This is a genomic window from Micromonospora craniellae (genome assembly GCF_014764405.1).
Lineage (GTDB): Bacteria > Actinomycetota > Actinomycetes > Mycobacteriales > Micromonosporaceae > Micromonospora > Micromonospora craniellae.
On the sequence record NZ_CP061725.1, the window covers coordinates 4,441,420 to 4,467,507 of the forward strand.

The window sequence follows — 26,088 nt, forward strand, 5'->3', positions numbered from 1 at the left end:
CTCCGTCGGGGCCGCCGTGGCCCCGGCGCGGCTCAGGGGTGCCCGCGCGGCTCGGCCTCGCCGCGCGGTTCGAGGTCGCCGGCCCGGGAGGCCAGCAACCGGCGGTACGAGGCCAGCCGGCGCGGATCCGCCCGCCCCTGTGCCACCCAGGCGTCCAGCGCGCAGTCGGCCTCGTCGGCGGTGTGCGGGCAGTTGGCCGGACAGTCGACGGTGGCCTCGACCAGGTCGGGGAAACCGTGCAGCAGGCTCTCGGCCGAGACGTGCGCCAACCCGAAGCTGCGCACGCCCGGCGTGTCCACGATCCAGCCCGGGTCGTCCGGCGTGCCGGGCAGGGCGGGCAGCCGCAACGCCACCGCGCTGGTCGAGGTGTGCCGACCCCGGCCGATCGCACTGACCGTGCCGACCGCCCGGTCGGCCTCCGGGACCAGCCGGTTGACCAGCGTCGACTTGCCCACCCCGGAGTGCCCGACGAGCACCGACACCCGACCGGCGAGCAGGCTGCGCAGGGCGTCCAGCGGCGAGTCCGGCCGGATCAGCACGTACGGCAGTTCCAGCTCGGTGTAGTAGTCGAGCACCTTCTCGGGGCCGGCCAGGTCGGCCTTGGTCAGGCAGAGCAACGGTTCGATGTCCGCGTCGTACGCGGCCACCAGGCAACGGTCGATGAACCCGGTGCGCGGCGGCGGGTCGGCCAGCGCACTGACGATCACGAGCTGGTCGGCGTTGGCGACGACCACCCGTTCCAGCCGCCCCTCGGCGGTGCTGGCGTCGTCCTCGGCGGTACGCCGCAGCACGGAGTGACGCGGCGCGATCCGGACGATGCGGGCCAGCGCCCCGGCCGCGCCGGAGGTGTCGCCGACCAGGGCCACCCGATCACCGACCACCACCGACTTGCGCCCCAGCTCACGGGCGCGCATGGCGGTGACGGTGGGGTCGTCGGGCACGGCTCCGGTCAGCACACAGGTGTAGCGTCCCCGGTCCACCGCGATGACGAAACCGTCCCGGGCGTCGGCGTGCCGGGGACGGGTGCGGGTACGCGGACGCGAGGACTTGCCGGGCCGGACCCGGACGTCCTCCTCGTCGTACTCGCGTCGCCTGGTCGCCAGGTCCGCCCCTTCGTCGTCGGTCAGCTCTTGCCGGTCACCATCGCCGACCATAGTGCCGGAAACTCGGGCATGGTCTTCGAGGTGCACGCCACGTCGTTCAACTCGACACCGGGTACGGCCAGACCGGCGATGGCCGCGGCGTGCGCCATCCGGTGGTCGTCGTAGGTGTGGAACACCCCGCCGCGCAGCGGCCGGGGGCGGATCTCCAACCCGTCGGACGCCTCGGTGACGTCCGCGCCCAGCGCGGCGAACTCCCGGGCCAGCGCGGCCAGCCGGTCGGTCTCGTGCCCCCGGATGTGGCCGACACCGGTGAACACCGACGGGGAGTCGGCGAGCATCGCCAGCGCGGTCAGGGCCGGGGTCAGCTCGCTGACGTCGGAGAGGTCGGCACGCAGCCCGCGTACCGTCCCGGTGCCGCGTACGGTGAGCCCCTCGGTGGTGAGGGCGACCTCCGCGCCCATCTGCTGCAACAGCGAGCGGAGTCGTTCCACAGGCTGCACGCTGCCGCCCGGCCAGCCCTGGAGCGTCACCTCGCCGCCGGTGACCAGCGCGGCGGCGAAGAAGGGCACGGCACCGGAAAGGTCGGGCTCGATCTGCCAGCCGCGTCCGGTCAGCGGGCCCGGTTCGACCACCCACACGTCCGGCGTGCTGTCGTCGACCGCCGCTCCGGCCGAGCGCAGCATCTGCACGGTCATCCGCAGGTGGGGCGCGGAGGGCACCGGTGGGCCGACGTGCCGGACGACCAGGCCACGGTCGAAGCGGGGAGCCGCCAGCAGCAGGCCGGAGACGAGCTGGCTGGAGGCGGAGGCGTCGATCACCACCTCGCCGCCGGTCACCCGGCCGGTGCCGAGGACGGCCAGTGGCAGGCTGCCCTCGCCGGTGGTGTCGATGCGGACGCCGAGCGAGCGCAGCGCCTCGATCAGCGGGCCCAACGGCCGGGTACGGGCGGCCGGGTCGCCGTCGAAGGTCACCCGGCCGTCGGCCAACCCGGCGACCGGCGGTACGAACCGCATGATCGTGCCGGCCAGGCCGATGTCGACGTGGGCCGGGCCGACCAGCGGGTGCGGCCGGACCAGCCAGCGCTCGTCGTCGGCGATCGACACGTGGGCGCCCATCGCCCGCAGCCCGCCGGCCATCAACTCGGTGTCCCGGGCGCGCAGCGGCGTGCCCAGTGTCGAGGGGCCGGTGGCCAGCGCGCTGAGCACCAGGGCACGGTTGGTCATCGACTTGGATCCGGGCAGGCGCAGCGACGCCGACACCGGATCGCTGGCCGTCGGTGCGGTCCACGGCTGTAGCGGCCGGGTCGCGGTCAGGTTCCCCACGGTTCCATTCTGCCGTGTGGCGGGCGGCGGCGGACCTTGCCGTTTCCCACTCCCGGTGAACGGGACAGCCGGACGGGGCGGTGGCGCGCTAGCGTGTCCGGCATGTGCGGGAGGTACGCCACGACCCGGAGCTCCGGCGACCTGAGCGGTCTGTTCGAGTCCGCCGACGAGACCGGCGGCGCCCTGGTGGCCGACTACAACGTGGCGCCGACCGATCCGGTGCCGCTGGTCCGGGTCACCTCCGAGGGGCACCGCGCGCTCTGTCTGGTCCGGTGGGGGCTGGTGCCGCCGTGGTCCCGGTCGCCCGCCGGGGCCGCCCGCATGATCAACGCTCGCGCCGAGACGGTCGCCACCAGCCGGGCGTACGCACCCTCCTTCGCCCGCCGTCGCGCCCTGGTCCCGGCCGACGGCTGGTACGAGTGGGTCCGTCGGCCGGACGGCACGAAGCAGCCCTTCTACATGACCCCGCGCGACGGCTCGGTGCTCGCCTTCGCCGGCATCTGGTCGGTCTGGGGCGGTTCCGACGATCCGCTGCTGACCTGCAGCGTGGTGACCACCGCCGCGCTCGGTGAGCTGGCCGAGGTGCACGACCGGATGCCGTTGCTGCTGCCGCCGGATCGGTGGGCGGCCTGGCTGGGCGTGGAGAGCGAGCCGGCGGAGCTGCTCGCCCCGCCGTCGCCGCAGTGGCTGGCCGGGCTGGAGGTACGCCCGGTGGGTCGGGCGGTCGGTGACGTCCGCAACGACGGCCCGGAGTTGACCGCCCGGGTGCCGCTGCCCGGGTCGCCCGGCCCCGGTGAGGAGACCCTGTTCTGATTGCGCCCGCATATTGTCGGGAGTGATTTGCCGCAGTTGCGGGTGAAAGGTGCAGGGCTCTTTCTGGCAACTTCCCGGCAGACTCTTGTCCCCGCGTCCGTAAATGCGATAGAACACAGCGCCGGTGGTGGGTGTCGTTCACGTCGGGTGAACGATACTCATCGACATTGCTGGTCCCACGGGGGAGGTGGGTGGATGACACGGGCGCGTATGCCCCGTCCGCACGAGGTGGCCGCCGCACGGCGTGATCCGCGACTGCTGAAAGCGCTGCGTGAGCGGCGAAAGGACGAAGCCTGGCGCACCAGGGGAACATGTCAGAGCGTCGATCCGGAGACGTTCTTTCCGGCACCGAACGAGCCGGCCGACGCGGCGGTGGCGCTCTGCAACAGTTGTGACGTGCAGGGTTCCTGTCTGGCCTGGGCACTTGAGGTGGGCGACTGCCACGGTGTGTGGGGTGGCACCACACCCCGCGAACGGCGGGCGATGTTGGTGGCCTGGCGTGACGAGGTCCAACCCGATCCGGACGCCGCCAGCGAGGCGGGTCCGCCGGTACGCGATCAACTGCTCACCCTGGTGCCCCTGAGCTGATCCGAGAACAGGCCGGCCCGGGGTCGGACGGCCGCGTCTGGCGACGTACCGTCCGACCCCGGGCCGCGCAGAATGGGTGCCGTGCCACACGACGACCTCATCGAGACCCCGTACGGCCCGGCGCGGGTGGACACCGCCCGGCCGCCCGGCCCGGCCCACGCGCTCCTGGTGCTCGGGCACGGGGCAGGCGGCGGGGTCGACGCGCCGGACCTGCTCGCGTTCTGCGATGCGGCGGTGGCCGTCGGGCTGGTGGTGGCCCGGGTGACCCAGCCGTACCGGGTCGCCGGTCGGCGTGCTCCGGCCCCGGCCGGACACCTCGACGCGGCGTGGACCGCCGTGCTGACCGTGCTGCGGGCGCGCCATCCGGGCGTACCGCTGCTGGTGGGGGGTCGCTCCAGCGGCGCGCGAGTGGCCTGCCGGACGGCGCGCGGTGTGGGCGCCGCCGGGGTGGTCGCGCTCGCCTTTCCGCTGCATCCGCCCGGTCGGCCGGAGCGGAGCCGGGCAGCCGAGTTGACCACCGAGGTGCCGACGCTTGTGGTCAACGGCGACCGGGACCCGTTCGGGGTGCCCGAGCCGGGGCCGGGGGTTCGCGTGGTGGTCCGGCCGGGCCAGCGCCACGACCTGCGCGGCGACCCGGCCGGTACGGCGGATCTGGTGATCGACTGGCTGCGCGAGCACGGCTGGGTGCGGACCTGACCGAACGCCGGACGCCCGCCCGGAACGCGGGCATCGCCCACGCCTGCGCGGCCCGCGCCGTTTCCGGTGGCCGCGCCGGGTCGTTGCATCCGATGGTGTCGCCCGTCCGGTCCGGGCGGCGACACCGGGCTCCCAGGCCCTTCCTGGTCCCAGCCGCGTCATCCGCGCGGCCGGGACCAGGATGGGGAGCCGGATCCGGAATGCCCCGGCCCGCGGTGGGTGTTGAACCCCTCGGATGACCACTGTGCGAGGGGGTGAACGGTGCCGACCGAGATCCGGAACCGGGAACGCGACGAACGGGACGTGCGGCAGCTACGGCAGTTGCTGGCGGGCCCGGACTGGTCGGTGACGGTGTCACCGGCCGAGGTGGCGACGGGCACACCCGTCGGAACCGAGTATTCCGGTAGGTCCGTGCGCGTATCCTCGGCGGGGAAGCATCCGACCCGAGGGGATGTGCGGTTGACCACCGAGAAGACGGACGAGCGCAGGGCCCGGTTCGAGCGGGACGCGATGCCATTCGTCGATCAGCTGTACGCGGCCGGCCTGCGAATGACGCGTAACCCGGCGGATGCCGAGGACCTGGTCCAGGAGACCTACCTGAAGGCGTACGCCGCCTTCCACCAGTTCGAGCAGGGCACGAACCTGAAGGCCTGGCTCTACCGGATCCTGACCAACACCTACATCAACTCCTACCGGAAACGGCAGCGGCAGCCGGTGCAGGCGCCCACCGACGAGATCACCGACTGGCAGCTCGCCGAGGCCGAGTCGCACACCTCCAGCGGGTTGCGCTCCGCCGAGACGGAGGCGCTCGACCGGCTGCCCGACAGCGACGTCAAGGAGGCCCTCCAGCAGTTGCCGGAGGAGTTCCGGCTGGCGGTTTACCTGACCGACGTCGAGGGGTTCTCCTACAAGGAGGTCGCCGACATCATGGGTACGCCGATCGGCACCGTGATGTCGCGGTTGCACCGCGGTCGTCGTAATCTGCGCAAGCTGCTCGAGGGCTACGCCGCGGAGCGCGGCTTCTCCGCCGCGCCGTCGTCGGCCCGGGCTGCCACCGGCCGGGAGGTGTGACGTGGGCTGTGGAGACCCGCACGAGACGGACTGCCGCGAGGTCCTCGCCGAGGTCTACCTCTACCTCGATCTGGAGTGCGCCCAGGAGCGACGTTCCCGGATCCGTATCCACCTCGATGAATGCGGTCCCTGCCTGCGGGAGTACGGCATCGAGCAGGAGGTGAAGGCGCTGGTGGCCCGATGCTGCGGCAACGAGTCCGCGCCCGACGAACTGCGCGAGCGACTGCGGGTACGACTCAGCGAGATCGTGGTCTTCGAGAGCACCGAGTCCCGCGAACTGGCCGACTGAACCAGCCGGCACGCACCCGCCTGAGACGACGACGCCGGTGGCCCGTACGGGCCACCGGCGTCTCGCTGTCCGGTCCGGGCGGGACCGGAGCGTCGCCGTCAGGAGTTGGGGCGCTTGCCGTGGTTGGCGGCGCTCTTCTTCCGGGCCTTCTTCTTGCGGGCCTTCTTCGCCATACTGACCTCCTCGTGATGATCGTCTGCGCTCGACCTCGACCCCGGGGCACGCACCGGCCCACCCGGAGCCAGGGCTCGACCCGTTGATGCTAGTGCCGACGGCGTCGACGCATCCGCGCCGGGGCTGCTGCTCGCCGCCCGTGGACGACCGTCACATGATTGGATGTTGCGCAGGCAGTCGTGAGAGAAGGGGCCGGGAGATGGCCGAGGAGATCCGCGCCGAGATGGTGGCGAACGTCTGGAAGGTCGTCGCGTCGGCCGGGGACACCGTGTCCGAGGGGGACACCCTGGTGATCCTGGAGTCGATGAAGATGGAGATCCCGGTGATCGCGGAGTCCGACGGGATCGTCCAGCAGCTCGCGGTCAACGAGGGCGACGTGGTGCAGGACGGTGACCTGATCGCGGTGATCGGTTGATTCGCGTCCTGGTCCGACCGGCCGAGCCGGCCGACTTCGCCGCGGTGGCCCGGCTGACCGTCGCGGCGTACGAGGCCGACGGCCAGCTGAAGGGCGAGAGCGGCTACGCCGAGGTCCTCGCCGACGTCAGCGGTCGGGCGGCACACGGCCGGATCCTGATCGCCGTCGACCCGGCCACCGGCCAGGTGCTCGGCACGGTCACCTTCGTGCTGCCGGGCAGCAGGTACGCCGAGATGTGCGGGCCGGGCGAGGCGGAGTTCCGGATGCTGGCGGTCGATCCGGCGGCACAGGGTCGGGGTGCCGGAGCCGCACTGGTCGAGGCGTGCGTGGCAGAGGCGACCGAGTTGGCGTGCACGGCCCTGGTGATCTGCGTACGCGCCGGCCACGCCGAGCCGGCGCACTGGCTCTACCAGCGGCGCGGCTTCGTCCGCGTACCGGAACAGGACTGGTCGCCGTTGCCCGGCGTCGACCTGCTCGCCCTGCGCCTGGCTCTCACCGCAGCGCCGCCGGGCCGTGACGACAGCGGGTGCGGCTCAGCCGATCGCGAGGAGTAGGCCGAGTGCGGTGAGTGCGATCGAGACCGGCACCATCACGGCCCGCTCCGGGGAGCACGTCGATCAGCCCCGCGCGATCGAGGGCGATCACCGGAGTGTAGTGATCATCGGTGCGCGGCCGGTCACTCTTCGGCGCAGGGAGGCTCGGCAGGGGTGCGCGACTTCGCGGTGATCGCGGCGAGCAGTTCGTAGGCGACCTCCAACGCCACCTGCTTGCGGTCGGCGTCGGTGATGTCCGGCGTACGGACGGCGAACCAACTGCTGTGCACCGCGAACAGGGCCAGCACGGCCCGTAGCTGGGCACCGGCGCTGTCGTCCCCCCGGCAGAGCACGGAGGCCAGCCGGAACATCCGTTCGCGCAGCTCCCGGCCGGCGGAGAGGTTCTTCAGGGCCGTCTGGTTCTGCTCGAAGAAGCGCATCACCGAGGGCTGCTCGCCACTGAACATCGCGTCGGCGTACCGCTCGATCAGCGTCTGGCGGGTGGCCAGCGTGTCCGGCTGGGCCTCGCCCCAGGAGATCAGCGCGTCCATTCGGTCCAGGCGGTCCTCGACCACGCTGGTGACGATCTCGTCCTTGCTCTTGAAGTGGTAGTAGAGGGCGGCCTTGGTCACACCGAGCCGTTCGGCCACCTCACGCAGCGAGGTCGCCTCGTAGCCATGCTCGGTGAAGAGTTCCAGCGCGACGGCCTTGATCCGCTCCCGGGTGCCGCCCGTGCTCTGGCTCACCTGCACCACCAATCCAGTTGACCGTCTTCTGCTGTCCAACTTACCGTCCGGCTAGTAAGGTAGCTGGCCGGTCGGCAAGTAAGTGCGCCACATCTCGGGGGGAGAGCTTACCGATGGCCCCACAGCAACAGGTCACCGCGCGACCCAACATCCGACTCGTCCTGTCCGGGCTGATGATCGCCATGATGCTGGCGATGCTCGACAACATGATCGTCAGCACCGCGCTGCCCCGCATCGTCGGCGAGTTCGGTGGGCTCAACCACTTCACCTGGGTGGTCACCGCGTACGTGCTGGGCACCACCGTCTCCACCCCGATCTGGGGCAAGCTCGGCGACCTGTACGGCCGCAAGAACGTCTTCCTCACCGCCGTGGTGCTCTTCCTGTTCGGCTCCGCGCTCTGCGGGATGGCCGGGTCGTCGGCCCTCGGCGGACCCGACGACGGGATGGTCCAGCTCATCACCTTCCGCGCGGTGCAGGGCCTCGGCGCCGGTGGCCTGATGGTCGGCGTGATGGCGATCATCGGCGATCTGGTCCCGCCCCGGGAGCGAGGCCGGTACCAGGGCATGATCGCCGGAATCATGGCCATCGCCATGGTGGCCGGCCCGCTGGTCGGCGGCTTCATCACCGACCACCTCTCCTGGCGCTGGGCGTTCTACGTCAACCTCCCGCTCGGCGGTGTGGCGCTGGTGCTGCTCATCGCCACCCTGCGCCTGCCCCGGTACCGCACGGAGCACCGGATCGACTGGCTCGGCGCCGCCCTGCTGTCGGTCGGCATCACCGCGATCGTGCTGATCACGACCTGGGGCGGCAACGAGTACGCCTGGCGCTCCCCGCAGATCCTCGGCCTCGCCGGCCTGGCGCTCGCCGCGCTGGTGGCCTTCGGTTTCGTCGAGCGGCGGGCCCCCGAGCCGATCCTGCCGCTGGGACTGTTCGCCAACCGGAACTTCGCCCTCATCTCGACGATCGGCTTCCTGCTCGGCTTCGCGATGTTCGGCGCGATGAACTTCCTCCCGCTCTACCAGCAGACCGTGCAGGGCGCCTCGGCCACCGACTCGGGCCTGCTCCTGCTGCCGCTGATGTTCGGCATGCTGGTGGTGTCGCTGCTCGTCGGCCGGGCCATCACCCGGACCGGTCGCTACCGGATCTATCCGATCGTCGGCGGCGCGGTGATGGCCGTCGGGCTCGCCCTGCTGAGCCTGCTGGAGGTGCACACCAGCAAGGTCCAGTCGTCGTTCTACATGATCGTGCTCGGCGCCGGCATGGGCTTCCTCATGCAGACGACGATGCTGATCGCGCAGAACAGCGTGGAGCAGAAGGACCTCGGCGCGGCCAGCGGCGCGGCGACCTTCTTCCGCTCCATCGGCGGGTCGTTCGGCATCTCGCTGTTCGGCGCGATCTTCGCCAACCGGCTGGCCGGTACCGCCGCCGGTGGCGCCTTCAGCGGCGGCGGCGAGGCCGGGGCCGCGATGAACATCGAACAGCTCCGGGATCTGCCGGCGCAGGCCCGCGAGGCGGTGCTCGGTGGGCTGGCCGACGCGATCTCGCACGTCTTCGGATGGGCGGTGCTCTTCGCCGTGCTGGTGCCGGTGCTCGCCTGGTTCGTCCGGGAGATTCCGCTGCGCACCAGCAACGAACCGACCGGCACTCCCGAGGAACAGGCCGAAACCGCCCTCGCCCGCTCCCCGTCCGGGATGTAAGGAAGGGTCCCCTGCTAACGCCTCGTGCATAGCAGGGGACCCTTCCTTACATCCGTGGGCGCGAGATGCGGTAGGTCAGGGTGGGCCGGGGAGGCGGGGCCGGAACGGCCGCAGCAGCCGGCTCAGCAGGGCGCGGAGCGGAGAACGGTGCCCACCGCCGGGGGCGCCGGCCAGGGTGCGCGCCACGGTGACGCTGCCCGGGTCGAGATCCGGGGTGGCCAGCGCCAGGTGGGCCACGGAGGCGGCCATCGCCACCGGCCCCTGCCGGGTCGCCTCGGCCACCGTGGCCAGTCGGGCGGCGACCAGCCCGGCCACGTCGGGTCGGACCGACGGGTCCACCCAGGCGGCGGTGACCAGCGCGAACAGGGCCGCCTCGGTGACCTCCTCGGTGTCGGTCAACTCGGTCAGCACCCGCCGTCGTGTCGAGGCGGCCCACGGCTCGTCGGTGCGGTGGTGCAGCAGGCCGAGGCAGGCCCACACCTGCACGCAGCGCACCCACAACGCCGGGTCCTGTCCGGCGAGCACCCGGCCCAGCGCGGTCGGCGGGGCCTCGGGTGGGTGGGCCAGCAGGCCGAGCAGGTCGGGCAGGTCGAGCGTGGCCAGCCCGACCGCCGTGTCGTACGCAGCCGGTGGGTGGGGCCAGGCGGGGTGGGCGACCTGCCGCAGCCGCCGGGCCGCGTCCGCCGAGGGCGGGGGCGGTGTCGGGCGCGCCTCGTCCGGGGCGGTGGCCGGCTGCCGGGTGCCCTCCGGGGGCGACGCGACCGGGGTCACCTGTCCCAACCAGGGCCGGCCCCGACAGCATTCGGCTAGGTCACCGTGCTCGTGGGAGTCGTCGGGATGGTCGCGGGCGAAGTCGGCCAGCGCGACCAGATGGCGTACGTCGGCGTCGCGCTGGAACCGCAGCCGGTGGGCGGTGTGTACCGCGCAGTCGAAGGACGGGTTGCGGGTCAACGCCCGCTCGATCCAGACCAGCGCCTCGTCCAGCCGGCCGTGGTCGGCCAGCGTGCCGGCGATGTCGGCGTACACGGCGAGGTCGTCCGGATCGTGGTCGACGGCGCGGCGCAGCGCGGCGAGCGCCTCCCGGGTACGGCCCGCGCTGCGCAGCGCGTACCCGAGCCAGACCTCGCCGATCTTGGACGGTGCGGCGCGTACGCCCCGGGCGGCCCAACGGACCGCGAGCGGCACCTCGCCCACCCGCCGGGCCAGCGCGGAGGCCGTGCCCAGCAGCAGCCCGTGTTCGGGGTGGACGGTGACCGCGTTGCGGGCCAGCGTCAGGTAGGCCGCCAGGGCGGCCCGGTCGGACGCGGGCACCGGGTCGGGCGCGGCGGCGCAGACCTGCATCAGGACCCGGGCCGCCTGGTCCGGTCCGAGGCGTTCGGCCAGTTCGGGCGAGGTGACCCAGGGCACTCCGGCCCAGTCCGCGCCCGGTGCGTGCGCGGTGGCGGCCACCAGCAGGTCGAGCCCTTCGGCCGGGCGGCCGGCGGCGGCGAGCAGGTGTGCCCGGGCGACGACCGCGCCGATGAAGGTGTGGTGTTGCAGGGGGAAGAGTCGCACCGCGTCGTCACCGCCGGCGGCGGCCAGCCGGGCGAGGGTCTCGTGTACCTCGGGCAGCGTCGGTGCCCGGGCCAGCGCGGCCGCGACATGGTCAGCCGCGTGTGCCAGGTCGCCGGAGTCCAGGGCCTGCCGGGCCAGGGCCAGTTCCTCCGTCGCCGGCAACGCCCGATCGTCGGTTCCCTCGGCCACGTCGTCCTCTCGGTGGTAGGTACGGGTTGCGCGGTGAGGTCGGGTCAGCGTAGGTGACGGCACCCAGTTTTGGTGATCCAATGCGCGGTACTGCGCGTTCTGTTGCTCTTACGTGAAGAAACCTGCAAGACTGAGCATCAAGTGCGCGGTAACCGCGCAGGGGAGGAGTTCGCGTGACGCGCCCAGGAAGCGGCATGACCGCCGACATCGACGAGCAGCCGGCCGGCTACGCGCGACTGCTCTCCGCCGAGTACGCCGCACCGATCGCCCGGGTCGCCGCGGCCGTCGCCGAGCGCCGGCCCCGGCACGTGGTGTTCACCGCGCGGGGCACCTCCGACCACGCCGCGCTGTACGGGGCGTACCTCGCCGAGATCCGGCTCGGCCTGCCGGCCGGGCTCGCCTCGCCGAGCGCCGTCACCCTCTTCGGCGCCCGGCCGGACCTCTCCGACGCCCTGGTCGTCGGCGTCAGCCAGAGCGGCGGCTCACCCGACCTGACCGAGGTGCTCCGGGCCGCCCGGGACTCCGGCGCCCTCACCCTCGCGGTCACCAACGCGCCGGACTCGCCGCTGGCCCAGGCCGCCGAACTCTCCGTCGACCTCGCCGCCGGGCACGAGCGGGCGGTGGCGGCGACCAAGACGTACACCGCCGAACTGCTCGCCCTGCTGATGCTGGTCGAGGGGATCCGGTCCGGCGACGGCACCCTGCCGGCCGAGGAGCGGAAGACCCTGGCCGCGCTGCCCGAACTGGCCGCCCGTACCCTGGCCGACCCGACCGCGACCCAGCTCGCCCCCCGCTACCGGTTCGCCGCCCAACTGGTCACCACCGGCCGGGGGTACGCGTACCCGACCGCCCGGGAGGCCGCGCTCAAGCTGATGGAGACGTCGTACCTGCCGGCGCTGGCCTTCTCCGGCGCCGACCTGCTGCACGGCCCGCTCGCGATGACCGACCCGGACGTGCCGGTGCTGGCCGTGGTCGGCTCCGGGCCGGGCGGGCAGGCGATGCGCGAGGTGCTGCCCCGGCTCGGCGAGCGTCGGGCCGACGTGGTCGTGGTCGGCTCCGCCGAGGTCGAGGGGGCTACCCGGCTCGGCGTGCCCGAGGTCGACGAGCGCTACGCCCCGCTGCTGGACATCCTGCCGCTGCAACGGCTGGCGCTGGCCCTCGCGCTGACCCGGGGCGAGGACCCGGACGCGCCACGGGGCCTGAAGAAGGTCACCGCGACGAGGTGACCCTCGGCGTGGCACGCTGGTCGGCGTGTCAACGCTGCGCGATCTCGCCGAGGAGCACACCCGCCTGCGTCCGGGCGACATCGACCACCTGCACCGCATCGCCGGTGACTGGCAGTTGCTGTCCGACCTGTCCTTCGCCGACCTGCTGCTCTGGGTCCCGGTGGACGGTGAGGGGAGCTTCCTCTGCGTGGCCCAGGTCCGCCCGACCACCGCGCCCACCGCGTACCAGGACGACCAGGTGGGACGCATCGTCGGCGGCCCGGAGGTGGCGCACCTGGACGTCGCCTACGGACAGGGCCGGATCTGGCGGGAGGGCGATCCGGTCTGGTACGGCGACGTGCCCGCCCGACACGAGGCGATCCCGGTCCGGCTGCGAGCCGCCGACGGGGAGTCCGACGAGGTGATCGCCGTGGTGGGGCGGGACACCAACCTGTCCACCGCCCGTACCCCCAGCCAGCTGGAGTTGAACTACCTGACCACGGCCGACGACCTGGCGCAGATGATCGCCGACGGCACGTTCCCGCCGCCCCGGCACCCTGGCGAGACCACCTCGGCGCCCCGGGTCGGTGACGGACTGGTCCGGCTGGACGCCGGGGGCAAGGTCACCTACGCCAGTCCGAACGCGCAGTCCGCGTACCGCCGGTTGGGCTACGCCTCCCACCTCGTGGGCGAGGATCTCGCGGCGCTGCACCGCCGACTGGCCAACGACCCGCTGGAGGGGACCGAGGCCGGCAACGGCATCCTCGCCGCGCTGCGCGGCGAGGCGCCGCCCCGACGCGAGATCGACGCCCGGGGCGCGACCATGCTCACCCGGGCCCTGCCGCTGATGCCCGCCGGAGTGCCGATCGGCGCGCTGGTCCTGGTCCGGGACATCACCGAGGTACGCCGCCGGGACCGCGCCCTGATCACCAAGGACGCCACCATCCGGGAGATCCACCACCGGGTGAAGAACAACCTCCAGACCGTCGCGGCGCTGCTGCGCCTCCAGGCCCGCCGGGTCGGCATTCCGGAGGCGCGGGTCGCCCTGGAGGAGTCGGTACGCCGGGTCGCCTCGATCGCGTTGGTGCACGAGACGCTCTCCATGTCCAGTGACGAGGCGGTCGAGTTCGACGGGATCGTCGACCGGGTGGCCAGCGCGGCGACCGAGGTGGCGGCGACCGAGGTGAGCGTTGGGATGCGGCGCAAGGGCAGCTTCGGCATCCTGCCGGCCGAGATCGCCACCTCGCTGGTGATGGTGCTCAACGAACTGCTGCTCAACGCCGTCGAGCACGGCTTCCCATCGGTCGGTGAGGCCGAGGACGGAGTCGAGCCGGAGCTGCCGGGCCACCCCGACGTCGACGCGCCCGAGGTGGTGGTGTCGGCGCACCGGGCCCGCAAGATGCTGCACGTCACGGTCGCTGACAACGGTCGGGGGCTGCCGGACGACTTCGACGCCTCCGGCGCAAGCAAGCTCGGCCTGCAGATCGTCCGGGCCCTGGTCACCGGGGAGCTGCGGGGCAGCATCGAGCTGCGGCCCGGCGCCGGGGGCGGCACCGAGGCGGTCCTGATCGTCCCGCTGGCCCGCAGCGCCCCCGAACGCCCCGGCGGCTGACCGTGCCCTGGCGTTGACCGTGCCCTGGCGGCAGATCGCCTCCGGCGGCCGGCCCGGTGGAGTCAGCGCGCTCGTCCGTCGGCGGTGAGCAGGGCGACGGTGAGGCCGGGGCGGGGCCAGACCCGGGTGACGGTCCAGCCGGTCCGCAGCGCGTCGCCCTTGGCGCCGGGTACGGCGGTCAGCGGGTCGTCGGATCGGCCGGCGACCACCAACCAGATCCGGTCCACGCCGGCCAGGCACGCCGTCGGTCGGTCGCACTCGGTGGCCCACAGGTCGCCCCGGCGCCGTGGGTCGGCCACCGCCAGCACGTCCCGGGGGATCCGCTCGCCCAGGTGGTAGCGCAGGCCCAGGTCGAGGAAGAGCCAGCTCTCCCGGGGGGAGTAGACGACCGCGTCGCCGGGACGCCGACCGTCGGCCACGATCTGGGCCGCGCCCTGGTAGTCGACCGTGGCGCTGCGGGGCCACTCGTGGGTACGCCGCAGAGCGGCCTGGTCCGGCAGGCCGAGCAGCGCGGCCAGGGCCACCACGGCGAGCGCACCGGGGGCCCGGACCGTACGCAGTGCGGCACCGGCCAGCAGGCAGCCGAAAGGCACCACGAAGACGAGATAGCGGGGCACCCAGAGCGGGACGACCGATCCGGCGAGGAAGAGCAGCAGTACGGGGAGCAGCACGCAACTGGCCGGCAGCAGTGCCCGCCGACCGGTCCGGACCGTACCGAGTGCGGCGAGTCCGATCAGGAGACCGCCGACCACCCCGCTCTGCACCACCCCGCCGGGCAGCGCCGCCAGGTCCCCGGGGCGGGCGGCGTCCACCCAGTCCAGTTGCCGGGCCCGCTGTCCCCGGGCCCGCAGCGCCAACGGGGCGACCGCCGTGAACACCGGCACCAACGCGAACGCCCACCCCCACACCACCCGCCGCCGGAACCGCCGCCGCCCCTCGCCGGCCCGGATGCCGCCTCCGGTCGCGGGGCTGGGGTCCGGGGCCGGTGACGCCGGGTCGGCCGTGCCCGGTGCTGCGGTGCCCGGGGTGGGGGGCCGGTCCGGGGGCTCCGGGGCGGCGGGCGGTGTGGTGGCGCCCGGTGAAGCGGTGCGGGGTGCGGCGGTGAGCACGGCGACGGCGTGCGCGGCGAGCAGCGTGAGGGCGACGAGGTGGGTGAGCCCGAGGGCGGCGGTCGTCACGGCGTACCCGGCCCAGCGGCGTGGAGCGGGCCGGTGCAGCGCGTCGACGAGCAGCAGGGTGCTCCCCACGGCGAGGGCGGTGGCCAGGGCGTACGGGCGGGCCTCCTGGCCGTAGCGGGAGGTGCTGGGCAGGACCGCGAACAGCAGCCCGGCGAGGGTGCCGACCCGGGCGTCCCACAGCCGCCGGCCGAGCGTGGCGGTCAGGCCGGCCGCCGCCGCCATGGCCAGTGCGGACGGCAGGCGCAGCGCGGCCACCGAGTCGCCGGCCACCGCCGTCCAGGCGTGGACGAGCAGGTAGTAGGGCGCGGCGGCGGCGTCGATGGTGCCGGTCAGCCGGAGCAGGTCGGTCACCGGCCGGGTGGCGGCGCTCCAGGTGGCCAGCTCGTCCCGCCACGGCTGGGCGGAGTCCAGCCCGGCCAGCGTCACCAGCAGGGTCAGGCCCGTCGGGAGCAGCCACACCGGCAGTCCGCGCAGGCGTAGCCCGCTGAGCCGGACGCCGGTTCCGGCAGCCGGGACCGACTTATCGGACAAATACCCCACATCGCGAGCCTGCCACATGATCGCGCTCCGAGTGGCGGCAGCGACCGCCCGTGATGTGGGATGCGGCACGCAGTCATTGGCCAGCCCATACCCGGTGTGGCAACATGACGTTCATGACTGCCGCCGTCGTGCGCCGCTTCGTGGCTCGCCGCCACGTCGATTACGGCCGCGTACGCAGCGCCATCTGTCCGGCCCACTGACGACGCCCGACCACCCTGCCTCGGGCACCTGACGCGCCGGCCGTTCTCGACATCGCCGTCCACGGCCCCTTTCCGGGAGCCGATCGCGTCCGCGTACCCAGCCGAGGCACAGCAGACAACGGAGGACGCCGCGATGGCGGTCAGCGAGATTCCGGCCCGACCCGGGGACCCCACGGCGCGCCCCGCGCGGGCTCCCCGCCGCCCCCGCGGCGAGGGCCAGTGGGCGCTCGGATACCGCGAGCCGCTCAACCCCAACGAGCGCAGCAAGAAGGACGACAACCCGCTCAACGTGCGGGAGCGGATCGAGAACATCTACGCCCACCAGGGCTTCGCCTCGATCGACCCGGCAGACCTGCGCGGCCGGTTCCGCTGGTGGGGCCTCTACACCCAGCGCAAGGCGGGCATCGACGGCGGACGTACCGCCGTGCTGGAGCCGCACGAGCTGGAAGACGAGTACTTCATGCTCCGGGTGCGGGTGGACGGCGGTCAGCTCGACCTGGCGCAGCTGCGCACCATCGCGGAGATCTCCCGGGAGTTCGCCCGCGACACCGCCGACATCACCGACCGGCAGAACATCCAGTACCACTGGATCCGGGTCGAGGACATGCCCGAGATCTGGCGTCGGCTGGAGGCCGTCGGCCTGCAGACCACCGAGGCGTGCGGTGACTGTCCCCGCATCGTGCTGGGCAGCCCTGTGGCCGGTGTCGCTGCGGACGAGCGGATCGACGCCACCCCGGCGATCGACGAGATCGTCCGGCGGTACGTCGGCGACCGGGCGTACTCCAACCTGCCCCGCAAGTTCAAGTCGTCGATCTCCTGGCTGGTGGACACCCCGTACCAGGCCAACGACATCGCCTTCCTCGGCGTCGACCATCCCGAGCACGGCCCCGGCTTCGACCTGTGGGTCGGCGGCGGGCTGTCCACCAACCCGATGCTGGCCCAGCGGCTCGGCGTCTGGGTGCCGCTGAACGAGGTGCCGGACGTCTGGGTCGGTGTGGTCGGCATCTTCCGCGACTACGGGTACCGCCGGCTGCGCCACCGCGCCCGGTTGAAGTTCCTGGTGGCCGACTGGGGGGTGACCAAGTTCCGCGAGGTGCTGGAGAAGGAGTACCTCGGCCGGACGCTGCTCGACGGCCCGGCCCCGGAGCTGCCGGAACGGCCGGTCGACCACATCGGCGTGCACGCCCAGCGGGACGGTCGTAACTACGTCGGCGCCACCCCGGTGGTCGGGCGGGTCTCCGGCACCCAGCTCGCCCAGCTCGCGGACGTGGTCCAGGCGCACGGCAGCGGCCGGGTGAGCCTTACCCCGTACCAGAAGCTGCTGGTCCTCGACGTCCCGCCGGAGCGGACCGACTCGCTGGTCACCGCGCTGCGCGGGATCGGTCTGGAGGCCCACCCGTCGAGCTGGCGGCGCGGCACCATGGCGTGCACCGGCATCGAGTACTGCAAGCTCGCCATCGTCGAGACCAAGGCCCGCGGCGAGGAACTGGTGGCCCGGCTGGAGCAGCGTCTGCGTGACTTCGACGCGGACATCTCCATCCACATCAACGGCTGCCCGAACGCCTGCGCCCGCACCCAGGTCGCCGACATCGGGCTGAAGGGCCAACTGGTGACCGGGCCGGACGGCCAGCAGGTGGAGGGCTTCCAGGTGCACCTCGGCGGCGGGCTGGGCATGGCCGAGGGCCAGACCGCCGGGTTCGGCCGCAAGCTGCGCGGCCTGAAGACGACCGCCGACGAGCTTCCCGAGTACGTGGAACGGCTGGCCCGGCGCTACCTGGCCGGCCGGACCGAGAGCGAGACGTTCGCCAACTGGGTGATCAGGGCCGACGAGGAACTACTGCGATGAGCGAGGTGACGCGATGAGCAGCGAGACCCGTGCCGCGCCGTTGTACTGCCCGTACTGCGGTGAGGAGGACCTGCGGCCGAGCGAGACCGGGCACGGCGCCTGGGAGTGCCACGGCTGCGCCCGGGTGTTCACGGTCCGCTTCACCGGCCTGCTCTCCCAGGCGGTGAAGCGGTGAGCGCGCTGATCTCCGCCGCCGGTCTGGGACTGGTCGACACCGCACCCGCCCCGGCCGTCGCGTCGGCCGACCCGGCCCGTCGCAGCCCCGAGCAGTTGCGGGAACTGGCCGACCGGGCGGGCCGGGAGTTGGAGGGCGCGCCCGCACTGGAGATCGCCCGGTGGGCCGCAGAGACCTTCGGCGACCGGTTCTGCGTGACCAGTTCGATGGCGGACGCGGTGCTCGCCCACCTCGTCTCCCGGGTCGCGCCCGGGGTGGACGTGGTCTTTCTCGACACCGGCCTGCACTTCCCAGAGACCCTCGCTGTCCGCGACGAGGTCGCCCGCACCCTGCCGGTGAACGTCCGGTCGATCCGGCCCCGGCTCACCGTCGGCCAGCAGGACGGCGAGTACGGGCCACGGCTGTTCAACAGGTCACCGGACGAGTGCTGCCGGTTGCGCAAGGTGGAGCCGCTGGAGCGGGCCCTGTCCGGTTATGAGGCGTGGGCCGCCGGGCTGCGCCGCGACGAGTCGCCGACCCGGGCCAACACGCCCGTGGTGGCGTTCGACCCGCGCCGGGGCCGGGTGAAGGTCAACCCGATCGCGGCCTGGAGCCAGGCGGACGTCGACGCGTACATCGCGCGCTGGAAGGTGCCGGTCAACGAGCTGTTCCGGCGCGGTTACGGCTCTGTCGGCTGCTGGCCGTGCACCCGCCGGACCTCGGCCGGGGAGGACCCGCGCGCCGGCCGTTGGGCCATGTTCGAGAAGACCGAGTGCGGACTGCACCTCTGACCGAGGCGGCGGGAACCGGCAGCGGCCCGACCCGTGTCGGCCCACGGTCGGGGCGGGACCCGCTGCTCCTGGTCGCCCACGGCAGCCGCGATCCACGGGCCGCCGAGGCGACCCGGGCGTTGGCCCGGGCCGTGTCGACGGCCCGCCCCGGTCCACCGGTGCTGGCGAGTTGGCTCGACCACACCGAGCCAGGTCCGACCGAGGCGTTGCGTGGGCTGGCCGTCGCCGGGCACTCCCGGGCGATCCTGGTGCCGCTGTTGCTGACCGCCGCGTACCACCGGCGGGTGGACATCCCGGCCGCGGTGGCGGCCGCCGAGGAGTCCGACCCGCCGATCGGGGTGGCGGTCACCGACGTGCTCGGCCCGGTCGGTCACCACGTGGACGGGGCACTGCTGGCCGCGCTGCGACGGCGGCTGGACGAGGCGGAACCGGGCCGGTTCGACGCCGTGGTGTTGGCGGCGGCGGGCACCCGGGACGCCTCTGCTCGTGCCTCGGTCGGCCGGGTGGCCCGGGCCCTCGGTGTCGCCCTGGGCACCCCGACCCGCGTCTCGTACGCCTCGGCGGCGCCACCGGCCGTCGGCGCGGCGGTGGCCAGGCTGCGTACGCGCGGCGCGCGGCGGGTCGCCGTGGCGGCGTACCTCCTGGCACCCGGGTTGTTCCACGACGCGGTGGCGGTGGCGGCGCGGGAGGCCGGCGCGGTGGCGGTGGCGGCGCCGTTGACCGACGCGCCGGAGTTGGTGGAGCTGGTGCTGGACCGGGTGGCCGTCGCCCGTGTGTAAGGAAGGGTCCCCTACTAACGCCTGGTGTATAGGAAGGGTCCCTTCCTTACATCTGGTGCGTGTGGGCAGCAGAACGCCCCGGCGGGCTGAGCCCGGCCGGGGCGTCTCGCTTCGGTGTGGTTGTGGTCAGGCGGAGTGAGCGCGCAGCACCCGGAGGCCGCCGCGACGCTTGACGGCGCGCCGCTCCTCCTCGCTCATCCCGCCCCAGACGCCAGCGTCCTGACCGGACTCCAGCGCCCACTGCAGGCACTGGTCGGTCACGGAGCAGCGCCGGCAGACGGCCTTGGCCTGCTCGACCTGCAGGAGAGCCGGACCGGACGTCCCGATCGGGAAGAACAGTTCCGGGTCCTCGTCGCGGCAGACAGCATGGTGACGCCAGTCCATGGCGGCAACACTCCTCATTCTGGATGGGTGGCAGATGTTGCTTGTTCGTGCTTTTCCTATATGCATCCGCATTGCCGATGGTGACGGTTCGCGTCCGTCAATTCGGCAGTGCGTGAGCAGGCTGTTGGCCCGGGGGACCTGCTGGAACGGCTCAACCTGCCGAGCATATCCAGGCAATGTCCCGGTAACTCAAGTTTGCTTGTGAATACTTTCACGAACTCTGGCGATGTCAAGGGTGGCGCTCGGAAAAACTCCGGGCGGTGAGCAAGCCCACAACCCATTTGTCCGGGTTCCAGGGGGCTCTGGCTACCCGACGTGTCACAGCCGAGGATCAATATAGTACAGTCCCGCGCACATTGCCGACATTTCCGGCACGAGTCCCGGGTGTCGCAGTCGTCGCGTGTCGGGATCGCGCCGATCGCTCCGCCCGGAGGACCGGAGACCTAACAGATTACTCTGAGTGCGGCCGGAACGGAGGCGAATCCAACTTTTTCTCGCTCGCCAAGATAGTCGCCATCGAGCTGGAACGCCTGCGGACGGCTCGCGACCAGCGTGAACTCGGCTACATCGTGCCGGCGAAGAACTTGGCGACCATGCGGATCCGGCGTGGCGGACAGGAATTGCATCACTGTCCGTGTCGTGCTGGCAACGCCTAGCTGGCGAAGGGCCATCACGTCGAGGCCCAGATCGAAGGACGCCTCCGGGTTCGGGTTGGCCTCCCGGTCGCCGACGAACGTCCACGGCGCGGTGTTCTGGACGATCACGGTCGCCAGATCGCCCTCCGTGGTCTCGCCCGGCTGCTCGATCTGGATCGCCGGGTTCCGCCGCTCGGCGCCGAACAGGATCTGTTTGGTGAAGGCCCGGAAGTAGAGCCCCGGCGAGGAGACGCGGCCGCGGCGGCGGGACTCCTCGACCCGGTGGATGACCGCCGCGTCGAGCCCGAAACCGGCGCAGAAGGTGAAGTAGCGGTCGTCGGCCCGGCCGAGGCCGATGGTCCGGTGCCGGCCCAACCGCAGCCCCTCCAGGAGCATGCTGGCCGCCTCGGGCCACTCCTTCGGCAGGCCCAACGCCCGCGCGAAGACGTTCGTGGAGCCGCCCGGCACGGTGGCCAAGGCGGGCAACCGCTCGGCGGTCGGTGCCCCGCCGCCGGCGCTGGTCGCCGTCATCAGGCCGTTGACCACCTCGTTGACCGTGCCGTCACCACCGAGGGTGACCACCACGTCGACGCCCTCCACCGCCGACTCCCGGGCCAACGCCGTGGCATGACCGCGGCGCCGGGTGTAGCGCACGGAGAGATCCACCTCGCTGCGCAGTGCCCGGACGAGCACATCCCGCGCACGTTCACTGGTGGTGGTGGCCTTCGGATTGACCAGCAGGACGGCCCGCATGGGCGGCACTGTACCCCGACCCGTCACGGGTATCGTGACGGCGTGGCAATCGACTCCGACCAGACCCCGGTGACCCTCCGTTGGGCGGTCTTCCTGCTACGGGGTCAGGCAGTCGCCGTCGGGCTGATCGCGGCCTGGCTGGTCGTCGCCGACTTCACCGCCACCACCACCGATCTGGTGTCGGCGCTGATGGTCACGGCCTTCGCCATCGGCGCGGCGATTGCGCTCTGGGCGCTGGGCAGCGCGTTGCTGCGCCGCAGGGCCGGTGCCCGTGCCCCCGCCATCGTGCTGCAGCTCATGCTGCTGCCGATCGGCTGGTTCATGATCCAGGGCGGGCTGGGCTGGCTCGGCGTACCGCTGATCGCGCTGGGGCTCGGCGTCACCTGGCTGCTGGTGAGCCCGCCCACCACCCGCGCCCTGGGCTTCGAGTGAGCTCTGCTCACCAGCCGGAGGCGCGGCGGGTGAGCAGCGAGATGGTGGCCCGGCCGTCGGCCGCTGCGGCCGAGGCGGAGGTGGTCAACGCGGTGAGCACCTTCCAGGCGAAGGACGACTCCGCCGGGAGCCGGGCGCCCGGCACGGTCGGCACCGTCACCTCGACGGTCAACGCATCCTCGGTGACCGCGAAGCGACAGTCCAACTCGGCGCCCCGGGGCGCGATGGCGAGCAGCATGGCGCACGCCTCGTCGACGGCGATGCGTAGGTCCTCGATCTCGTCGAGGGCGAACTGGAGACGCGCTGCGAGACCGGCGGTGGCGGTGCGCAGGACGCTCAGGTAGCCGCCGTCGGCGGGCACAGTGAGGTGCACCACGTCGTCATCGGTGGTCGGTTGTCCGGTCAGTTGAGTCACCACTCATCCCCCCGGTCGGGGACTCTACCCGCTCAGGCGGCGGGGCGGAGGAGGGCCGTCAGCGCGGCGGACGGCGAACCGTCCGCCCCGGTCCGGACCGGGGCGGACGGGGCGGACGGGGCGGAAACGCGTCGGCGACCGGCCCGCCCCATGGGGGAGAGCCGGCCGCCGACGACAGGCGTGGACGGGCCACGTCACGCCTGCTTGGTCTCCCAGAAGATCTTCGAGATCTCGTCGATCTTCTGCAGCAGTTCGTCGGCCTTGGACGGGTCGGTGGCGCCCTTGGCGCCCGCCGCGCCGGCCAGCTTGGTGGCCTCGTTGAACAGCTGGTGCAGGTGCGGGTACTTCTCGAAGGGCGGCGGCTTGAAGTAGTCGGTCCACAGCACCCACAGGTGGTGCTTGACCAGCTCGGCCCGCTGCTCCTTGATCAGGATGGCGCGGGTGCGGAACTCGGGGTCAGTGTTGGCCTGGTACTTCTCGCAGATCATTTTCACCGACTCGGCCTCGATCCGAGCCTGTGCGGGGTCGTAGACACCGCAGGGCAGGTCGCAGTGCGCGCTCGCGGTCACCCGGGCGCAAGGAGGCGTGGAAGTCGCATCGGGATCTTCCATGGGAAGTTTGCGATGATCCATGACGACATTACTCCTGGACGTGGCCCCGAGGCCGCAGGAGGTGAAACCCCATGCCAGTGACCCGCCTCCGGCGACCGCTGTCGGCCGTACTCGTGACCGGTCCGTCCATGGCACCGACCCTGCGGCACGGCGACGCCGTGCTGGTCCGGCCGGGCGGCCGCGCCACCCGACCCGGGGACGTGGTGGTCGCGGTCTTCCGCAGCCGCCCCGATCTGCTCGTGGTCAAACGTGCGGTCCGCCCCACCGACGGCGGCTGGTGGCTGTACGGTGACAACGAGTTGGTCACCGACGACTCCCGGGCGTACGGGGTGGCTGACGTCCTCGGTCGGGTGGTGCTCCGCTACTGGCCCCGTCCCGGCCGGCTGCCGCCGCCGCAGCCGTTATGGCCCTGCTCGCCTCCGGCGCTCCGCGGCGTGACTATGCTCGGAAAGTGCCTGGGTGACCCCCGCACTTCGTGCCGCCGCTCGCTTGCCTCACCGTGCGCCCCGACCGGCCGGCCCAGCTGCTGAAACGACACTGGAGTCACCATGCCTTCGTCCACCGTGGACCCCGCTGATCCCGTCTTCCAACTGCACCGGGGCGGCAAGATGGCCGTCCTCTCGACCGTCCCGCTGACCAGCCGCGAAGACCTCTCCCTCGCGTACACGCCGGGGGTGGCCCGGGTCTGTGAGGCGATCGCCGCCGACCCGTCGCTGACCTACGAGTACACTTGGACGTCGAACACCGTCGCGGTCGTCACCGACGGTTCGGCCGTACTCGGACTGGGCAACATCGGCCCGCGCGCCGCGCTGCCGGTGATGGAGGGCAAGGCCGTGCTGTTCAAGCAGTTCGGCGGTGTCGACGCGGTGCCGGTCTGCCTGGACACGCAAGACGTCGACGAGATCGTGGCGACGGTCAAGGCGCTCGCGCCGTCGTTCGGTGGGATCAACCTGGAGGACATCAGCGCGCCGCGCTGCTTCGAGGTGGAGCGCCGCCTCGTCGAGGCGCTGGACATCCCGGTGTTCCACGACGACCAGCACGGCACCGCGATCGTGGTGCTGGCCGCGCTGCGCAACGCCGCGACGCTGCTCAACCGCAAGCTCGGCGACCTGCGGGTGACGGTCAGCGGTGCCGGCGCGGCCGGCGTGGCGGTGACCAAGATGCTGGTGGCCGGGGGAGTGGACCCGCAGCGGGTGGCGGTCTGCGACTCCCGTGGCATCGTCTCCCGCCAGCGGGACGGCCTCACCGGCACCAAGGCCGAGCTGGCCGAGCTGACCAACGCCGACGGCCGGCAGGGCGACGTCACCGAGGCGCTGCGCGACGCCGACGTGCTGATCGGCGTCTCCGGCGGCCAGATCCCGGAGGCGGCGGTGGCCGGAATGGCGCCCGGCGGGATCGTGTTCGCACTGGCCAACCCCACCCCCGAGGTGCACCCGGACGTCGCCGCCCGGCACGTCGCGGTGGTCGCCACCGGGCGCAGCGACTACCCCAACCAGATCAACAACGTGCTGGCCTTCCCGGGCGTGTTCCGGGGCGCGCTCCAGGCCCGGGCGACCCGGGTCACCGAGTCGATGAAGGTGGCCGCCGCCGACGCCATCGCCGCCGTGGTGGCCGAGGCGCTGACCCCCGACGCGATCGTGCCCTCGCCGCTCGATCCCCGGGTCGCCCCGGCGGTGGCCGAAGCGGTCGCCGAAGCCGCCCGGCGCGACGGTGTCGCCCGCGCCTGACGGCCCTGACGTGTAAGGAAGGGTCCCCTCCTAACGCCTCGTGTTGAGGAAGGGACCCTTCTTAACGGCCGCTCAGCTTGTTACGGTGCGGATCATGCGTGCCGCCTTCGCCTCCCGTTTCGACGACGCCGATCCGCTCGCCGCGCTCACCGTGGGTGAGCAGCCCGAGCCGAGCCTGTCCGACGACGACTGGGTGACCCTGCGCGTCACGGCCAGCCCGGCTGCCCGAGCGGGTCGACGTGGTGATCGAGACGGTCGGTGCGGCCACCTTTGGCCATTCCCTGAAGTCGGCCGCGCCGGGCGCGCGGATCGTGGTCTCCGGGGCGACCGCCGGCCACGAACCCGCGGTCAACCTGCGCCGGGTCTTCGCGATGCAGCTGGAGATCCTGGGCACCTCGATGGGTACGCCGGCCGACCTGGCCGACCTGCTGGCGTTCTGCGCCGAGCGGGAGGCACACCCGGTGGTGGACAGTGTGGTGCCGTTCAGCCGGGTCGAGGAGGCGTTCGCCCGCCTGCACTCCGGCGAGGCCTTCGGCAAGGTCGTCATCGACCACACGAGCTGACGCACGCGGTTAGGAAGGGTCCCCTGCTATACACGAGGCGTTAGCAGGGGACCCTTCCTTACACCAAACCCGAGCGTTAGAGGTTGTTGTCGAGGGTGGCGACGTCGTCGCGGGCGGCGGCGGTGGGGATGCGGCTCTTGGCCTCGGCGTCGCCGTACAGCGTCCAGCGGAGGAACTCGGCGGTGGTGTTCGCCACCACTCCCAGCGACGTACCGTTGCGCAGCAGGGCCCGGCCGTGGTCGCCGTCGGTCAGGCTGAGCATCGCCTTCGGCCAGGGCACCTGGTCGTAGACCGCCTTGCCGGCGGTGTACTGCACCACCTCGTCGGCCTCGCCGTGCACGAACAGTTGCGGCGCGGCGGCACCGGCGAACGCGGTGCCCACGCCGAGCGCGGTGCCGGCGAAGACGATGCCGGCGGCCAGTCGCTCGTCCCGGCCGGCGGTGAACAGCCCGATGGTGGTGACCCCGCCCGCCGAGTGACCGGCGGCGGCCACCCGGTCGGCGGCCAGCCGGCCCCGCAGCACGTCGTCGTCACGGGTGTCGAGCGCGAGCACCTCGGTCAGCGCGTACGACACGTCGGCGGGCTGGTTGAGCACGTCGAGCACGTTGTTGTCGTTACCGGCCTTCGAGGTGTTCGGGAAGGTCGGGGCGGCCACCACGAAACCGGCGGCCGCCCACCGGGTCAGCAGCGCCTGGTAGTCGGCGGGCCGGCCGCCGAGGCCGTGGCTGAACATGACCACCGGGAACCTTCCCTCGGCGGCGTCCGCCGACGACTGCGGCTTCCCGCCGGCCCGACCGGTCGCCGGGTACCAGACGGTCACCGGCAGCGGCCGGCTGCCGTCGCGGTTGAGCTTGAGCTGCCGTACGCCGACGGCGAAGGTCTGCTTCGGCGCGCTGCCGGCGGGGATCGCCGGTGCCGACGTGACGTCCGCCGGTGCGGAGGCGGTCGGCGGTGGTGCCGCCGTGCCGGCCCGTTCGGGCTGATCGCGGTCGGTGGAGCAGCCGACCAGCGTGCCGATGGTCAGCGTGCTGGCGAGTAGGAGGGAGAGGACGCGGCGGGACATGCTCCGATTC

26 protein-coding genes and 3 pseudogenes are annotated in these 26,088 nt (G+C 72.6%); 18 read left to right on the forward strand and 11 right to left on the reverse strand.

From position 1 onward, the window contains the following. Positions 1–32 precede the first annotated feature (32 nt). Together rsgA and aroA are read right to left on the reverse strand one after the other, a co-directional pair. Complete coding sequence (gene rsgA, locus ID554_RS20200; protein ID WP_117226063.1) at positions 33–1,154, reverse strand: ribosome small subunit-dependent GTPase A; 1,122 nt, start codon at positions 1,152–1,154, stop codon at positions 33–35. Then, positions 1,124–2,425 carry a 3-phosphoshikimate 1-carboxyvinyltransferase gene (gene aroA / locus ID554_RS20205; protein WP_117226062.1) on the reverse strand — a complete coding sequence of 434 codons (1,302 nt, stop codon included), beginning with the start codon at positions 2,423–2,425 and terminating at the stop codon, positions 1,124–1,126. Before aroA ends, rsgA begins: the two co-directional genes overlap by 31 nt. 102 nt (positions 2,426–2,527) lie before the next feature. Between aroA and ID554_RS20210 the strand changes: the two genes are divergently transcribed. The 5 genes from ID554_RS20210 (at position 2,528) to rsrA (ending at position 5,882) form a co-directional block, all read left to right on the forward strand. Then, complete coding sequence (locus ID554_RS20210) at positions 2,528–3,238, forward strand: SOS response-associated peptidase (RefSeq protein WP_117226061.1); 711 nt, start codon at positions 2,528–2,530, stop codon at positions 3,236–3,238. Positions 3,239–3,433: 195 nt separating this feature from the next. Further along, complete coding sequence (locus ID554_RS20215; protein WP_117226060.1) at positions 3,434–3,826, forward strand: WhiB family transcriptional regulator; 393 nt, start codon at positions 3,434–3,436, stop codon at positions 3,824–3,826. Between the two features lie 72 nt (positions 3,827–3,898). Next, positions 3,899–4,522, forward strand: a complete 624-nt coding sequence (locus ID554_RS20220; protein ID WP_117226059.1) for an alpha/beta hydrolase family protein — start codon at positions 3,899–3,901, stop codon at positions 4,520–4,522. Between the two features lie 261 nt (positions 4,523–4,783). Further along, complete coding sequence (locus ID554_RS20225) at positions 4,784–5,593, forward strand: sigma-70 family RNA polymerase sigma factor (protein WP_191088587.1); 810 nt, start codon at positions 4,784–4,786, stop codon at positions 5,591–5,593. A gap of 1 nt (position 5,594) precedes the next feature. Then, positions 5,595–5,882: a mycothiol system anti-sigma-R factor gene (gene rsrA / locus ID554_RS20230; protein ID WP_117226058.1), complete on the forward strand. Its 288-nt coding sequence runs from the start codon at positions 5,595–5,597 to the stop codon at positions 5,880–5,882. Positions 5,883–5,980: 98 nt separating this feature from the next. Here the strand turns inward: rsrA and ID554_RS33155 are convergent, their stop codons facing one another. Further along, positions 5,981–6,055 (reverse strand): 50S ribosomal protein bL37, encoded by a 75-nt coding sequence (locus tag ID554_RS33155; RefSeq protein WP_370461611.1) that lies wholly within the window; start codon positions 6,053–6,055, stop codon positions 5,981–5,983. A gap of 200 nt (positions 6,056–6,255) precedes the next feature. Here ID554_RS33155 and ID554_RS20235 point away from each other — a divergent pair, with 200 nt between their 5' ends. Both ID554_RS20235 and ID554_RS20240 read left to right on the forward strand, forming a co-directional pair. After that, the gene (locus ID554_RS20235; protein WP_117226057.1) at positions 6,256–6,471 is read left to right on the forward strand and encodes a biotin/lipoyl-binding carrier protein; all 216 of its coding nucleotides are present in this window, start codon (positions 6,256–6,258) and stop codon (positions 6,469–6,471) included. Beyond that, the gene (locus ID554_RS20240; protein ID WP_117226435.1) at positions 6,471–7,025 is read left to right on the forward strand and encodes a GNAT family N-acetyltransferase; all 555 of its coding nucleotides are present in this window, start codon (positions 6,471–6,473) and stop codon (positions 7,023–7,025) included. The genes ID554_RS20235 and ID554_RS20240 overlap by 1 nt, the downstream gene beginning before the upstream one ends. A 122-nt stretch (positions 7,026–7,147) precedes the next feature. Here the strand turns inward: ID554_RS20240 and ID554_RS20245 are convergent, their stop codons facing one another. After that, positions 7,148–7,750, reverse strand: a complete 603-nt coding sequence (locus ID554_RS20245) for a TetR/AcrR family transcriptional regulator (protein WP_117226434.1) — start codon at positions 7,748–7,750, stop codon at positions 7,148–7,150. Between the two features lie 113 nt (positions 7,751–7,863). Between ID554_RS20245 and ID554_RS20250 the strand changes: the two genes are divergently transcribed. After that, complete coding sequence (locus ID554_RS20250; RefSeq protein WP_117226056.1) at positions 7,864–9,447, forward strand: MDR family MFS transporter; 1,584 nt, start codon at positions 7,864–7,866, stop codon at positions 9,445–9,447. A 75-nt stretch (positions 9,448–9,522) separates the two neighbouring features. On the opposite strand, the gene ID554_RS20255 is transcribed toward ID554_RS20250, so the two are convergent. Next, positions 9,523–11,190 carry a tetratricopeptide repeat protein gene (locus tag ID554_RS20255; RefSeq protein WP_117226055.1) on the reverse strand — a complete coding sequence of 556 codons (1,668 nt, stop codon included), beginning with the start codon at positions 11,188–11,190 and terminating at the stop codon, positions 9,523–9,525. A 194-nt stretch (positions 11,191–11,384) separates the two neighbouring features. Between ID554_RS20255 and ID554_RS20260 the strand changes: the two genes are divergently transcribed. Together ID554_RS20260 and ID554_RS20265 are read left to right on the forward strand one after the other, a co-directional pair. Continuing rightward, positions 11,385–12,416, forward strand: coding sequence for an SIS domain-containing protein (locus ID554_RS20260; protein ID WP_117226054.1), 1,032 nt, complete (start codon positions 11,385–11,387; stop codon positions 12,414–12,416). A gap of 25 nt (positions 12,417–12,441) precedes the next feature. Beyond that, entirely contained in the window at positions 12,442–14,007 is a 1,566-nt protein-coding gene (locus ID554_RS20265; protein WP_117226053.1) for a sensor histidine kinase, read from the forward strand. 62 nt (positions 14,008–14,069) lie between these two features. On the opposite strand, the gene ID554_RS20270 is transcribed toward ID554_RS20265, so the two are convergent. After that, the gene (locus tag ID554_RS20270) at positions 14,070–15,725 is read right to left on the reverse strand and encodes a glycosyltransferase family 39 protein (RefSeq protein WP_223884160.1); all 1,656 of its coding nucleotides are present in this window, start codon (positions 15,723–15,725) and stop codon (positions 14,070–14,072) included. 333 nt (positions 15,726–16,058) lie between these two features. Here ID554_RS20270 and ID554_RS20275 point away from each other — a divergent pair, with 333 nt between their 5' ends. The 4 genes from ID554_RS20275 to ID554_RS20290 all read left to right on the forward strand — a co-directional run bounded on the left by ID554_RS20275 (position 16,059) and on the right by ID554_RS20290 (position 19,495). Further along, positions 16,059–17,771, forward strand: coding sequence for a nitrite/sulfite reductase (locus tag ID554_RS20275; protein WP_117226051.1), 1,713 nt, complete (start codon positions 16,059–16,061; stop codon positions 17,769–17,771). 13 nt (positions 17,772–17,784) lie between these two features. After that, a complete protein-coding gene (locus tag ID554_RS20280) occupies positions 17,785–17,946 on the forward strand; it encodes an IS1 family transposase (protein ID WP_117226050.1) in 162 nt (53 codons plus the stop codon). Next, complete coding sequence (locus ID554_RS20285; RefSeq protein ID WP_117226049.1) at positions 17,943–18,716, forward strand: phosphoadenylyl-sulfate reductase; 774 nt, start codon at positions 17,943–17,945, stop codon at positions 18,714–18,716. The genes ID554_RS20280 and ID554_RS20285 overlap by 4 nt, the downstream gene beginning before the upstream one ends. Positions 18,717–18,778: 62 nt before the next feature. Further along, a complete protein-coding gene (locus tag ID554_RS20290) occupies positions 18,779–19,495 on the forward strand; it encodes a sirohydrochlorin chelatase (protein WP_117226433.1) in 717 nt (238 codons plus the stop codon). Between the two features lie 126 nt (positions 19,496–19,621). Here ID554_RS20290 and ID554_RS20295 read toward each other — a convergent pair whose 3' ends face one another. Further along, positions 19,622–19,879 carry a WhiB family transcriptional regulator gene (locus tag ID554_RS20295; RefSeq protein ID WP_007072794.1) on the reverse strand — a complete coding sequence of 86 codons (258 nt, stop codon included), beginning with the start codon at positions 19,877–19,879 and terminating at the stop codon, positions 19,622–19,624. A 443-nt stretch (positions 19,880–20,322) separates the two neighbouring features. Continuing rightward, positions 20,323–21,267, reverse strand: coding sequence for a diacylglycerol/lipid kinase family protein (locus ID554_RS20300; protein ID WP_117226048.1), 945 nt, complete (start codon positions 21,265–21,267; stop codon positions 20,323–20,325). A gap of 42 nt (positions 21,268–21,309) precedes the next feature. On the opposite strand from ID554_RS20300, the gene ID554_RS20305 reads away from it, so the two are divergent. Next, positions 21,310–21,699: a hypothetical protein gene (locus ID554_RS20305; RefSeq protein ID WP_117226047.1), complete on the forward strand. Its 390-nt coding sequence runs from the start codon at positions 21,310–21,312 to the stop codon at positions 21,697–21,699. A gap of 7 nt (positions 21,700–21,706) precedes the next feature. On the opposite strand, the gene ID554_RS20310 is transcribed toward ID554_RS20305, so the two are convergent. Together ID554_RS20310 and sodN are read right to left on the reverse strand one after the other, a co-directional pair. Beyond that, positions 21,707–22,114 carry an ATP-binding protein gene (locus ID554_RS20310; RefSeq protein WP_117226046.1) on the reverse strand — a complete coding sequence of 136 codons (408 nt, stop codon included), beginning with the start codon at positions 22,112–22,114 and terminating at the stop codon, positions 21,707–21,709. Positions 22,115–22,308: 194 nt separating this feature from the next. Beyond that, positions 22,309–22,712, reverse strand: a pseudogene (sodN, locus tag ID554_RS20315) (superoxide dismutase, Ni). An 84-nt stretch (positions 22,713–22,796) separates the two neighbouring features. Here sodN and ID554_RS20320 point away from each other — a divergent pair. From ID554_RS20320 to ID554_RS20330, 3 genes and pseudogenes are all read left to right on the forward strand, one after another. Continuing rightward, positions 22,797–23,102 (forward strand): annotated as a pseudogene (locus tag ID554_RS20320) (S24 family peptidase); the annotation flags it as partial. 171 nt (positions 23,103–23,273) lie between these two features. Then, on the forward strand, positions 23,274–24,452 hold the full coding sequence (locus ID554_RS20325) for an NAD(P)-dependent malic enzyme (protein WP_117226043.1): 1,179 nt from the start codon (positions 23,274–23,276) through the stop codon (positions 24,450–24,452). Positions 24,453–24,667: 215 nt separating this feature from the next. After that, positions 24,668–25,015, forward strand: a pseudogene (locus ID554_RS20330) (zinc-binding dehydrogenase); the annotation flags it as partial. 76 nt (positions 25,016–25,091) lie between these two features. On the opposite strand, the gene ID554_RS20335 reads toward ID554_RS20330, so the two are convergent. Continuing rightward, entirely contained in the window at positions 25,092–26,078 is a 987-nt protein-coding gene (locus ID554_RS20335; protein WP_117226042.1) for an alpha/beta hydrolase family protein, read from the reverse strand. Between the last annotated feature and the right edge of the window lie 10 nt (positions 26,079–26,088).